The organism is Pseudomonas umsongensis (genome assembly GCF_002236105.1).
Taxonomy (GTDB): domain Bacteria; phylum Pseudomonadota; class Gammaproteobacteria; order Pseudomonadales; family Pseudomonadaceae; genus Aquipseudomonas; species Aquipseudomonas umsongensis.
In genome coordinates this window covers 495186-507741 of the sequence record NZ_NIWU01000004.1, presented here as the reverse complement: position 1 = coordinate 507741, position 12556 = coordinate 495186, and the positions used below count along the sequence as shown (strand labels likewise).

The 12556-nt window shown below is 60.1% G+C and carries 10 protein-coding genes and 1 tRNA gene; 8 read left to right on the top strand and 3 right to left on the bottom strand.

Features of this window, described 5'->3' with window-relative positions:
• The first annotated feature begins 28 nt into the window (after positions 1–28).
• From PSUM_RS22045 to PSUM_RS22030, 4 genes are read left to right on the top strand one after another with little or no spacing between them, the layout of a single operon-like run.
• Positions 29–1738 carry a vWA domain-containing protein gene (locus PSUM_RS22045; RefSeq protein ID WP_083349980.1) on the top strand — a complete coding sequence of 570 codons (1710 nt, stop codon included), beginning with the start codon at positions 29–31 and terminating at the stop codon, positions 1736–1738.
• Between the two features lie 29 nt (positions 1739–1767).
• Entirely contained in the window at positions 1768–2349 is a 582-nt protein-coding gene (locus PSUM_RS22040; RefSeq protein ID WP_223194248.1) for an RNA polymerase sigma factor, read from the top strand.
• On the top strand, positions 2346–2975 hold the full coding sequence (locus PSUM_RS22035) for a hypothetical protein (protein ID WP_083349981.1): 630 nt from the start codon (positions 2346–2348) through the stop codon (positions 2973–2975). Before PSUM_RS22040 ends, PSUM_RS22035 begins: the two co-directional genes overlap by 4 nt.
• 20 nt (positions 2976–2995) lie before the next feature.
• Positions 2996–3265 (top strand): hypothetical protein, encoded by a 270-nt coding sequence (locus PSUM_RS22030; protein WP_231989891.1) that lies wholly within the window; start codon positions 2996–2998, stop codon positions 3263–3265.
• Between the two features lie 79 nt (positions 3266–3344).
• Here PSUM_RS22030 and PSUM_RS22025 read toward each other — a convergent pair.
• Positions 3345–3421: transfer RNA gene (locus PSUM_RS22025), tRNA-Arg, on the bottom strand.
• Between the two features lie 347 nt (positions 3422–3768).
• Here PSUM_RS22025 and gabD point away from each other — a divergent pair.
• From gabD to PSUM_RS22010, 3 genes are all read left to right on the top strand, one after another.
• A complete protein-coding gene (gabD, locus tag PSUM_RS22020) occupies positions 3769–5211 on the top strand; it encodes an NADP-dependent succinate-semialdehyde dehydrogenase (RefSeq protein WP_020795840.1) in 1443 nt (480 codons plus the stop codon).
• A 185-nt stretch (positions 5212–5396) separates the two neighbouring features.
• Positions 5397–6674, top strand: a complete 1278-nt coding sequence (gabT, locus tag PSUM_RS22015; protein ID WP_020795839.1) for a 4-aminobutyrate--2-oxoglutarate transaminase — start codon at positions 5397–5399, stop codon at positions 6672–6674.
• A gap of 137 nt (positions 6675–6811) precedes the next feature.
• Entirely contained in the window at positions 6812–8026 is a 1215-nt protein-coding gene (locus PSUM_RS22010; RefSeq protein ID WP_020795838.1) for an HDOD domain-containing protein, read from the top strand.
• Positions 8027–8142: 116 nt separating this feature from the next.
• On the opposite strand, the gene PSUM_RS22005 is transcribed toward PSUM_RS22010, so the two are convergent.
• On the bottom strand, positions 8143–9129 hold the full coding sequence (locus PSUM_RS22005) for a GGDEF domain-containing protein (protein ID WP_020795837.1): 987 nt from the start codon (positions 9127–9129) through the stop codon (positions 8143–8145).
• Positions 9130–9277: 148 nt separating this feature from the next.
• A complete protein-coding gene (desA, locus tag PSUM_RS22000) occupies positions 9278–10462 on the bottom strand; it encodes a delta-9 fatty acid desaturase DesA (protein ID WP_020795836.1) in 1185 nt (394 codons plus the stop codon).
• Positions 10463–10609: 147 nt separating this feature from the next.
• Here desA and dibA point away from each other — a divergent pair, with 147 nt between their 5' ends.
• Positions 10610–12529 carry a phosphodiesterase DibA gene (gene dibA / locus PSUM_RS21995; RefSeq protein WP_020795835.1) on the top strand — a complete coding sequence of 640 codons (1920 nt, stop codon included), beginning with the start codon at positions 10610–10612 and terminating at the stop codon, positions 12527–12529.
• The last annotated feature ends 27 nt before the right edge of the window (positions 12530–12556 follow it).

The following is a 12556-nucleotide window of genomic DNA, read 5'->3' as shown; positions in this document are numbered from 1 at the left end:
GATCAATTTCCTCCTGAGGTCAGCCCCCATGTCTCTCCCTCTGCATGTTCTACGTCCGGTCGCCCAGGGTTTTACCGCCGGGCTGTTGCTGGCGATTGCCGGTTGCGGTGTTTCTTCGAAACCTGAGTCCGCAGCGGTACCGCCACCGGCTCAGGCGGAGCTGAAAACCGAAGCGGTGCAGCATGAAACTGTCATGGCTGATGCAGCGGTGGCCAAACGCAGCGTAGGCGCGGCGCCCATGACCCGTTTCGCGCCGATGCCGGGCGCAGAAACTTATCCACAGGGCTATCGCGATGAACAGCGAGAGCAATACCAGGCCTTGGCAGACAACCCGATCCACAGTGTCGCCGAAACACCGGTATCGACCTTCAGTGCCGACGTCGACACCGGCGCTTACGCCAACGTCCGCCGCTTGCTCAATCAGGGACGACTGCCACCGCAAGGGGCGGTGCGGCTGGAAGAGATGGTCAATTACTTTCCTTACGACTACGCCTTGCCCACCGACGGCTCGCCCTTCGGCGTGACCACGGAACTGGCAGCTTCACCCTGGAACCCGCATACGCGTTTGTTGCGCATCGGGATCAAGGCCTCGGACCGCACGGTCTCGGACCTGGCCCCGGCGAACCTGGTGTTCCTGGTGGACGTGTCCGGCTCGATGGATCGCCGCGAGGGCCTGCCGCTGGTCAAAAGCACCCTGAAATTGCTGGTCGATCAACTACGCGACCAGGATCGGGTGTCGTTGGTGGTCTACGCCGGGGAATCGCGCGTGGTGCTGGAGCCCACGTCCGGACGGGAAAAAACCAGGATCCGCACAGCCATCGACCAATTGACCGCAGGGGGTTCCACTGCCGGAGCCTCGGGTATCGAGCTGGCTTATCAACAGGCGCAACAGGCATTTATCCCCAAGGGCATCAACCGCGTTCTACTGGCCACCGACGGTGACTTCAACGTCGGCGTCAGCGACTTCGACAGCCTCAAGCAAATGGCTGTGGATAAACGCAAGACAGGTGTATCCCTGACCACCCTGGGTTTCGGTGTGGATAACTACAATGAACACCTGATGGAACAACTGGCCGATGCCGGCGACGGCAATTACGCCTACATCGACAACCTGCGTGAAGCGCGCAAGGTGCTGGTGGATCAACTCGGCTCGACCCTTGCCGTCGTGGCAAAAAACGTCAAGCTGCAAGTGGAGTTCAACCCCGCGCAAGTCAGCGAATATCGCCTGCTGGGTTATGAAAACCGTGGGTTGAAACGTGAGGATTTCAGCAATGACAAGGTCGATGCCGGTGAAATCGGTGCAGGACACACGGTGACGGCGTTGTACGAAATTGTCCCCACGGGCGAGAAGGGCTGGTTGGAGCCGCTGCGCTACGCTCAAACGGCCGCCGCTGCTTCCGAAAAGAATGGCGAATTGGCGATGCTGCGTGTGCGTTATCAGTTACCGGAAGGCGGGAACAGTCGCTTGATCGAACGCCCGATCGCTAACGAACCGGCCGGCAAGCCCAGCGATGACTTGCGTTTTGCAGCGGCGGTGGCGGCGTTTTCCCAACAGCTCAAGGACGGACGCTACACCGGCGAGTTCAGCCTCAAGGACACCGAAGCGCTGGCCCGTGGCGCCCGGGGCGAAGACCGCTTCGGCCTGCGCAGCGAGTTCATACAATTAGTGGAACTGGCGCAGAGCTTGCGCACCACCACGGCGTCCAATCCAACTGCCACTGAACGACGGATTGAATAGTGAGCCGATTGAAGGGGTTCATCAGCCAGTTGTTTGCACCCGCAAGCAGCCTGGATGCCAGCAGTGACGAAGCGCTGCTGGCCCGTTATCGCGAGGGCGACGGAGCGGCGTTCGAGATTCTGTACGCGCGCCATCGCCAGGGCTTGTACCGGTTTCTGCTGGGGTTGAGCGGCAGGGCTGAACTCGCCGAGGAGGTCTATCAGGAAACCTGGTTGAGCCTGATCCGCAGCGGCAGCCAGCCACAAGGTCGGGCGACTTTTCGTACCTGGCTCTACCAGATTGCCCGCAACCGCTTGATCGATCACTGGCGCAAGCACGGCGTTCATCAACCGCTGCACGACAGCTACGACGAGCAGGCCCATGCGCTGGCCGATGAGACGGCTGATCCTGAGCAGTTGCTGAGCCTGAGCCGCGACAGCCAGCGCCTTGACGCCGCCCTGCAAGCCTTGCCCGCCGACCAGCGCGAAGTGTTCCTGCTGCGCGCCTACAGCGATCTCGATTTGCCACAGATCGCCACCCTCACCGAAACGCCGCTGGAAACCGTCAAGAGCCGCTTGCGTTACGCCCAGCAAAAACTGCGTCGGCTGCTGGCCGAGGAGGTACTGACATGACTGACGCCAAGCACACCACGGAACACCAAACGCTCGACCATTACCGCGAGCAGGCCACCGGCGAACCGCCGGCGCATCTCGACGCCTTGATCCTGGCCGCCGCACGCAACGCCGTGCCCACGCCGAAGCCAGGGCTGTGGCAGCGCTGGATTCGCGCCTGCCAGCAACCCCGTTGGCAAGTGGCATTCGCCAGCCTCGTCGGCATCGCGCTGATGCTCTCGCTGGTGCAGCGCACGCCTGAGCAAGTGCCTGGTTACGACTTCGCGCCTGCACCCAAAGCCTCGGCACCGGTTGCCAAACAGGAAAGCGAAGCAGCGCCGCCAGCTCTGGCCCGTTCCCTGAAGGCCCCGGTTGGTGCGCTCTCCGCACCTGCACCCGCCGCACCCATGGCGGAATCGGCAGCCCCGGCGCAAGCAGAATCCTTCAGTGCCGGCATGGCAGACGAAGCCAAAACCAGCAAACGCACCGCAGCCCCGGTTAAATCCCTGGATGAGCAACTTCGCGAAGTGCTTCGCTTGCAAAAAGCCGGGCACAAGCAAGCCGCCGATAAACTGCTAGCCGATTTGCACGCACGCTTCCCCGACGAAAACCTCAGCGCCCGACTCAAGGATCTGCAGAAAAACTGACCGGCACAGCGCTCGTCGATTTGGCATCAAGGCCCGAAAGCGCGCACTATCGGGCCATAGTCGATGCGTTGGAGGATGCCGTGACAAAAAAAATCGACCGCATCGCCCAAATGCTCAACTGCCCGGAAAAGGGCGAGGAATTACGACTGGCAATTACCGAGAGCCGTAAGGATTTTCTGCTGAACCAGCAGGAAGAGGGTGATGCTGAGGAAGAAGACGTTCTTGAAGAGGAAGAATTCGAGGACGATGAGGACGATGAGTACGACGAGTTTGACTGGACGACGGAATGAAAAAACTGCTTAGGCGGTTTCTTTAACCCACAAAAAAGCCCCAGACCCAACGGCCTGAGGCTTTCTCGTTTTCTACGTATGGTGCACCAGGCGGGATTCGAACCCACGACCCCTGCCTTCGGAGGGCAGTACTCTATCCAGCTGAGCTACTGGTGCAGCGGGCGCCATGATACTCATATGCAATGCGGGCGTCCATGCTGCTGAATCGCATGCGTTTTTTCAAAGCGTAACCTGCGGTTGCTACGTTGATCAGAAAATAGCAGCAAATGCGGCGTTTTCGTTCTTTTTTTCGAACAGGCTATTGTCCTTTACCCCCTTTGATCCTAGGATTCGTTTGAGATTTCAAACGCTCTTGTCTGGGTGCTGAACCGCACGATCTGAATCAGTGCGCTATTTATGTGCTTCAGCCCGGTGAATGATTTCCCTGACGGCAGCCTACTGAGGCGCCTTTCTACAATCATAATTTGCTCCGCGCGTGCGCGGTGCTGTTAAGGAAAGCCGACATGCAGCTTAAAGACACCCAGTTGTTCCGCCAGCAAGCCTTCATCGATGGCGCTTGGGTAGACGCGGACAATGGTCAGACGATCAAGGTCAACAACCCGGCAACGGGCGAAATTCTGGGCACCGTGCCGAAAATGGGCGCTGCCGAAACCCGCCGTGCCATCGAAGCCGCTGACAAAGCGCTGCCGGCCTGGCGTGCACTGACCGCCAAAGAACGTGCGAACAAACTGCGTCGCTGGTTCGAGCTGATCATCGAGAACCAGGACGACCTGGCTCGCCTGATGACCCTGGAACAAGGCAAGCCACTGGCCGAAGCCAAGGGTGAAATTGTTTATGCCGCTTCCTTCATCGAGTGGTTCGCCGAAGAAGCCAAGCGCATCTACGGTGACGTGATTCCGGGCCACCAGCCAGACAAGCGCCTGATCGTGATCAAGCAGCCAATCGGCGTGACCGCGGCCATCACCCCGTGGAACTTCCCGGCAGCCATGATCACCCGTAAAGCCGGCCCGGCCCTGGCCGCCGGTTGCACCATGGTGCTCAAGCCTGCTTCGCAAACTCCGTTCTCCGCCTTCGCCCTGGCTGAATTGGCCCAGCGTGCCGGTATCCCTAACGGTGTGTTCAGCGTTGTTTCCGGCAGCGCCGGCGACATCGGCAGCGAGCTGACCAGCAACCCGATCGTGCGCAAACTGTCCTTCACCGGTTCGACCGAAATCGGTCGTCAACTGATGTCGGAATGCGCCAAGGACATCAAGAAAGTGTCCCTGGAACTGGGCGGCAACGCGCCGTTCATCGTGTTCGACGACGCGGACCTGGATAAGGCCGTCGAAGGCGCGATCATTTCCAAATACCGCAACAACGGCCAGACCTGCGTCTGTGCCAACCGCCTGTACATTCAAGACGGTGTCTACGACGCCTTCGCCGAGAAGCTGAAAGTGGCCGTGGCCAAGCTGAAGATCGGTAACGGTCTGGAAGCAGGCACCACCACTGGCCCGCTGATCGACGAAAAAGCCGTGGCCAAGGTGCAAGAGCACATCGCCGACGCACTGAGCAAAGGCGCGACCGTATTGGCCGGTGGCAAGCCGATGGAAGGCAACTTCTTCGAGCCAACCATCCTGACCAACGTTCCGAACAACGCTGCAGTGGCCAAGGAAGAAACCTTCGGTCCATTGGCTCCGCTGTTCCGCTTCAAAGACGAAGCCGACGTGATCGCGATGTCCAACGACACCGAGTTCGGACTGGCCTCGTACTTCTATGCTCGCGACCTGGGTCGTGTGTTCCGTGTGGCTGAAGCCCTGGAGTACGGCATGGTCGGCGTCAACACCGGTCTGATCTCTAACGAAGTCGCGCCGTTCGGCGGCATCAAGGCTTCCGGCCTGGGCCGTGAAGGCTCCAAGTACGGCATCGAAGATTACCTGGAAATCAAATACCTCTGCCTGGGCATCTAATCCCGGGAACAGGCATCGCTTCAAACGCAAAGGGCACGAGAGCGCTGCCCCTTTGCGTGCAATAAACGGAATTTTCTCGGTGGCCGGGAACGCTGTGGCAGTCGATCATCGCATGCTGTCGCCGTTGTTCCCCGCCGCTTAATCCTTGAACCACGCCGACCGATGAGCGGCGAATGAGGAATGTAATGAGCAAGACTAACGCTGATTTGATGGCCCGCCGTACCAATGCAGTTCCACGTGGTGTTGGCCAGATTCACCCGATCTTCGCCGAGTCCGCGAAGAACGCGACCGTGACCGACGTTGAAGGTCGCGAGTTCATCGACTTCGCTGGTGGTATCGCCGTGCTGAACACCGGCCACGTGCACCCGAAAATCATCGCCGCCGTGACCGAACAGCTGAACAAGCTGACCCACACCTGCTTCCAGGTACTGGCCTACGAGCCGTACGTAGAAGTGTGCGAAAAAATCAACGCCAAGGTGCCAGGCGATTTCGCCAAGAAAACCCTGCTGGTGACCACCGGTTCCGAAGCCGTTGAAAACTCCATCAAGATCGCCCGTGCCGCCACTGGCCGTGCCGGCGTGATCGCGTTCACCGGCGCTTACCACGGTCGCACCATGATGACCCTGGGCCTGACCGGTAAAGTCGTGCCTTACTCGGCCGGCATGGGCCTGATGCCAGGCGGCATCTTCCGCGCGCTGTACCCGAACGAACTGCACGGCGTGAGCATCGACGATTCGATCGCTTCCATCGAGCGCATTTTCAAGAACGACGCTGAGCCGCGTGACATCGCAGCCATCATCATCGAGCCGGTTCAGGGCGAAGGTGGTTTCTACGTCGCTCCTAAAGAGTTCATGAAGCGTCTGCGTGCCTTGTGCGACCAGCACGGCATCCTGCTGATCGCTGACGAAGTACAAACCGGCGCAGGCCGTACCGGTACTTTCTTCGCCATGGAACAGATGGGCGTTGCTGCCGACCTGACCACCTTCGCCAAATCCATCGCTGGCGGCTTCCCGTTGGCCGGTGTGTGTGGCAAGGCCGAATACATGGACGCCATCGCTCCAGGCGGCCTGGGCGGCACCTACGCCGGTAGCCCGATCGCTTGCGCCGCGGCCCTGGCCGTGATGGAAGTCTTCGAAGAAGAGCACCTGCTGGATCGTTGCAAGGCTGTTGGCGAGCGTCTGGTGACTGGCCTGAAAGCTATCCAGGCCAAGTATCCGGTGATCGGCGAAGTGCGTGCCCTGGGCGCAATGATCGCGGTCGAACTGTTCGAAGGTGGCGACAGCCACAAGCCGAACCCGACCGCCGTGGCAGCTGTTGTGGCCAAGGCTCGCGACAAGGGTCTGATCCTGCTGTCCTGCGGCACCTACGGTAACGTTCTGCGCGTCCTGGTACCGCTGACTTCGCCGGACGAGCAACTGGACAAAGGCCTGGCGATCATCGAAGAGTGCTTCTCCGAGCTCTGATCTGCGAGTGTGACCTGTTTCACAAAAAACCCGCTTCGGCGGGTTTTTTCATGACCTCTAAACCGCAAAACCGCGTATTAGCGCTGTAACCGATGACCGGCTTTGGCTAAGGTTCACGCATTGCCAGGGAGAGCTGTATGACAGTTGTCATTTTACCCGCGATTCCGAGAGTATTGATTGCCGAGGCCGACCCGTGGGCCCGCGATCTGCTCAAGGAAGTATTGTTGAACGTTCGCTGCGATGCGCGGCTGGATTTATGTGCCGATGGCCAGCAGGCGTTGGAGTTGCTGGCGTCAAACCCGTACGACCTGGTCATCGCCGACTGGGAGTTGCCAGGCGTCGATGGTCTGAATGTGTTGCGCAGCGTGCGTCAGCGCAAGCGCAACCCACCGTTGCCCTTCATTCTCATGAGCAGCCGTAACGACAGTGCGAGCGTACGTGAGGCCCTGCCGCTGGCCCCCGCCGCCTACCTGACCAAGCCCCTGAACATGGCAAGCCTGACCCAGCGCCTGCAGGCTTTGCTGCTGAACGCTGGGGAAGAGATATCGTGCGAGGTGCCAGCGCTGGCGCCGGGCATGACGCTGTCGGTGTTTCTTGAGCGCCGTCGCGAACTGGCGGAAGGCGCGCCGCTGATGACTGACGTGCAAGTGGCGGTCAAGCGAAGCCTCAATCCTGATGGTCTGGATTTGGCGGTGCTGGAAGGTGAGATCCGCACCGATCCACAGGTCACCGCCGTGCTGATTGCCGCCGCCAACAGCGCCGCCCAGCACCATGGCACCGCCGTGCAGACGCTGTCCCAGGCATTGCACCGATTGGGCACCGGACAGAGCATGAACCTGATCCTGGGCCTGACACTCAAGCGCAGTGCGCGGCTCAGCGATCCGCAGCTGGCGGACTATGCCGAGCGTTACTGGGATTTGTCGCTACACACGGCCGAGTACGCGCGAACGCTGGCGCGCTTGCTGGATCTGGATCAGGCCCGTTGTTACTGCGCCGGCATGCTGCATCGCCTGGGCGACCTGGCGTTGCTGCGTTGTCTGCAGGAATGGAAACAGGCCGGTGGCGAACTGGACGAGCAGGAGCAAGTGGGCGAGGCGTTGGCCGAGTTCGGTGCCGCCTACGGTTCGGCGTTGCGCACCCGCTGGCGTTTGCCACTGGAGCTGCGGCAGCTGATTGCGGCGGCTTACCAGCTTGGTGGCGGGGTTTACTCCCGTGAGGCGCTGGTGATGAATATGGCGGCGCAATTGGCACGCCTGAACGAGCATGAGGGCATTGAGGTGTTGGCCAATAGTCGAGCGGCGCGATTACTGAAGATCGGCTTGCCGGAGTTGGTGCGGATTCGCAAGAAATAAGGCTGTCGCAGATCCCTGTAGGAGCTGGCTTGCCAGCGATGGCGGTGTATCTGACACACCGAGTCGTCTGGATTCGCCAGCAAGCCGGCTCCTACAGGAGTTATGTGTTGGACGGGTCAGGCCGTGATGATCCGGTTCTTGCCCTGGCGCTTGGCCTCGTACATCGCCGCATCCGCGCGGGCAAACAGGCTTTCCACGCTTTCATCCTCGGCAGTAAGGCTGGTCAGCCCCTGGCTGACGGTGATACCGAAAGTCTGGCCTTCATGGTTGAAGGTCAAACCCTGAATCTCCCGTTGCACGCGCTCGGCTACTTGCAGGGCCATGTCCGGCGTGCAGCCGGGGAAGACGGCGGCAAATTCCTCGCCACCAATGCGTCCGAACAGGTCACCGCGACGCAATGCGGCTCGGCCACAGTCGGCGATACGTTGCAGCACGTTATCGCCTTCCTGGTGGCCGTAGGTGTCGTTGATGGCCTTGAAATCATCGATATCCAGCATGAGAAACGATAACGGCGTGCCCTGTTGTCGCGCCTGTTCGAATTCGTGCTCAGCGCCTTCGAAGAAATGCCGGCGGTTGCTGCTGCTGGTCAGGGCGTCGGTGGTCGCCAGTCGTTGCAGTTCGGACTCCAGTTGCTTTTTGTCGGTGATGTCTTCGGCGATGCCGACAATGATCACCGGCTGCCCAGGCTCGGCCTGCCGGTTGATGAAGCACTTGTCGCTGAGCCAGCGCAGCTGGCCGTCAGCGGTGATGATTCGGTACTCGCGGTCTTCAACGGCACCTTTGACCAGCACGTCTGCCAGGCTGCGCTCGGCGTACTCCAGGTCGTCAGGGTAAATGCTGTCGCGCCACTGGTTGTAGTCGGCCAGCAGCAGGTCGGCGCTGCGGCCGAAAATCCGTTCATAGGCGGGGCTGACATACAGCACCTGGCGGGTTTCCCAATTGAATGCCCACAGCACCGCGTTGACGCTCACCAGCAAGGTGCTCAGCAGCTGTTCACGTTCGCTCAGGCGCGCCACCTCGCCTTGGGCGTGCATCAGCGCCATAAGGGTTTGCGCGGCCTCGGGCCATTGCGCAAGGGATGAGTCTTGTTGGTTATTGACCATCGTCACAAATCTCAAGGGGCGTGCACCGCTCAAGGTTCTAGGCGACCACAGCGAAGCCCGCCTGGATGGCGAAGTGTCTTTGAGATAAGGGATTTGCAGCGAAGTTCCGAAGGGTGCGCCCCGGCAATGGGCGCACCGATCAACGGCGTCAGGCAGCGCTTGGGCGCAGGGAGTAGGTTTTCAACTGATCGGCGAAGTCACGCAGCGATTGAATCCCGCTGGCTTCGGCTTCGTGTACCCAGTCCTTGATGGCAGCCAGCATGTCGTGACCATTTGAGCTGGTCTTGACCCAGATCTGCTGCAAGGCCAGGCGTTTCTCGTAGATTACCTTCAGCGCCTGGCTGTGTTCGAGCATGTTCTGGATGCGTACGTGGTGCTTGTCGTCGAGCAAGCTGGTTTCCCGCGAGAGCAGACGCTTGGCGCGGTGGAACTGGTGGCGGACCGAGTGATCGACCTTTTCCAGCTCTTGCTTGACCAGCGGCCCGATCACCAGCTTGCGGTACTGGGCCATGATCTGGAAGCGGTTGTTGAGGATCGCCATGGCGGTGTCCATGTCCAGGTTGCCCTTGCCTTCGACGCGGTGGGCAATGGGCGCGACCCGCTGGACCTTGGCCAGGCGCAGGAAGCTGAACACTTGAATCCAGGCCCAGCCCAGATCGAACTCCCACTTCTTCACCGACAGTTTTGCCGAGTTAGGGTAGGTGTGATGGTTGTTATGCAGTTCTTCACCACCGATGAGAATGCCCCAAGGCACCAGGTTGGTCGCCGCATCGCGGCACTCGAAGTTGCGGTAACCCACGGCATGGCCAAGGCCATTGACCACGCCGGCGGCCCACACCGGGATCCACATCATCTGGATGGCCCAGATGGTGATGCCAATGGTGCCGAACAGCAGCAGGTCGATAACGGCCATGATCGCCACGCCCAACAGTGGGAAACGGGTGTAGACGTTACGTTCGATCCAGTCATCGGGGCAGTTCTTGCCATAGATGCGCAAGGTCTCGGGGTTTTCCGCTTCGGCGCGATACAGTTCGGCGCCTTTGCGCAGAACGGTGGAGAGGCCCTTGATCACCGGGCTGTGCGGGTCATCGACGGTTTCGCACTTGGCGTGATGCTTGCGATGGATAGCGGTCCACTCGCGGGTGTTCTGCGCCGTGGTCAACCACAGCCAGAAACGGAAGAAATGTTTCAGGCCAGCATTCAACTCAAGCGAGCGATGGGCCGAGTAGCGGTGCAGATAGACCGTGACGCCGATGATTGTGACATGGGTCATCAGCAGGGTGACTGCCACCAGTGACCAGGGCGACAAGCCGAGAAAACCTTCGTACCACATAGGCTATAGGGCCCTCGAAAAAGAAAAAAACAGCCGATGCATTATCACTAAGCGGACAGATAAAACCAGTCGCCCTTTCAGATATGAGTGGCAGGATGTGTCTTTAATCTATAATCCCGACTTTTCCGTAGGGACATGGACAGCCTTATGTCTGCCAGCTATCGCAATGCCGTGCGCGCAGCACTGCTTTACCTGCTGATTTCGCTGATCTGGATGCAGCTCAGTGGCTATTTATTGAGCAGCTTATTCGATAATTCGGCCGAGCGCCTTCGCTGGCAACTGATCAACGGTCACGTTTGGGTGGTGTTGAGCGCAGGCGTGATCTTCCTCGCCCGATCGCGGCTGATGCGTTGCCTGGGCGGCGGCGCGACATTGCAGGGACGAAGCGAAGACCGCGAGCGCCTGCGCCAGGCGGCCGCCGTGTTCGATTGCACCCGAGAAGGCGTGTTGGTCACCGATCATCAAGGGCTGATCGTGCATGTGAACCGCGCCTTTATGGCTATCACCGGCTATCAGCGTGAAGAAGTGCTGGGGCGCCAGCCCAGTCTGTTCAAGTCGGGGCATCATCCCCCCGCGTTCTATCAGGCGATGTTCGCCACGCTCAACAGCGTCGGCGAATGGAGCGGGGAAATCTGGAACCGCCGCAAAAGCGGCGAAATCTACCCGCAATGGCAGACCATCCGCCTCATTCACGATGATCATGGGCGCTGCAGTCATTTCGTGGCGGTGTTTTCCGATATCAGCGCGATCAAGGACTCTGAAGATGAGTTGAGGCGCCTGGCTCATCACGATCCGCTCACCGGCCTGCCCAATCGCCTGCTGTTCACCGACCGCGCCACGCAAGCCCTGGCATCGGCGCAAATCCACAAACGTGGCTGTGCATTGCTGATGATCGACCTGGATCACTTCGTGATGATCAACGATAGCCTTGGGCACACGATGGGTGACCAATTGCTCAAGGCGGTGGCCAATCGCTTGAGTGCCATGTTCGACCCTGGAATCACGTTGGCGCGCCTGGGTGGCGATGAGTTCGCCGTGCTGGCCGAAAGCTGCCCGCAACTGATGCAGGCGGCAGCGCTGGCCGAGCGGATCATCGAGGGTCTCAAGGAGCCATTCGACATTCACGGGCATCGATTGTTCATCAACGTCAGCATCGGTATCAGCCTCTTCCCCAGCGACGCCTTGAGTGCCGAACAGTTGTTGCGCAATGCCGACTCGGCGCTGTTCAAGGCCAAGAGTGGCGGGCGAGATGGCTATGCCCTGTACACCGAAGAGTTGACCGCCCATGCCCAGCAGCGGGTCGAGACGGCCTCCGAGCTGCGCAGGGCCCTTGAGCAAAATGAGCTGCGTGTGTATTACCAGCCTGTTCACGATCTCAAGACCTGTCGCCTGATCGGCGTCGAGGCACTGGTGCGCTGGGAGCATCCACAGCGCGGCCTGGTGTCGCCTGCGCAATTCATTCCGATTGCCGAGCGAACCGGCCTGATCGCCCGGATCGACGCCTGGGTGATGCGCCAGGCCTGCGAGCAGATGTGCCAGTGGCTGCGGGCGGGCGTGGCGTTGTCGTTTGTCGCGGTGAATGTTTCATCGCGTCTGTTCGCCGGCCGCGAGTTGTACCAACAGGTTGCGCAGGTACTGCGTGAAACCGGTTTGGACCCGGCTTTCCTGGAGTTGGAAGTCACCGAGAGTGCGGTGATGGAAGATCCAGAAGTTGCGCTTGAGCAAATGCACCGCCTACGTGAATTGGGTGTGCAACTGGCCATCGATGATTTCGGCACCGGTTATTCGTCGCTGCTGCGGCTCAAGCGCCTGCCGGTGCAGAAACTCAAGATCGATCAGGGCTTTGTCGCCGGGTTGCCAGCGGATGAAGACGACGTGGCCATTGTGCGGGTCATCATCGCCCTGGCGCAGAGCATGGGCATGCAGGTGCAAGCCGAAGGCATCGAGCAGGTCGAGCAGGCGGCGTTCCTGTTGGAACACGGCAGTCATCTGGGGCAGGGGTACTGGTTTGGGCGGCCAGTGCCGGCCGGGCAATTGGATTGGTCTCGAATCCCAGTCATTCGTTGATCTTTTGATCTTCAGCGCCGCAAACCG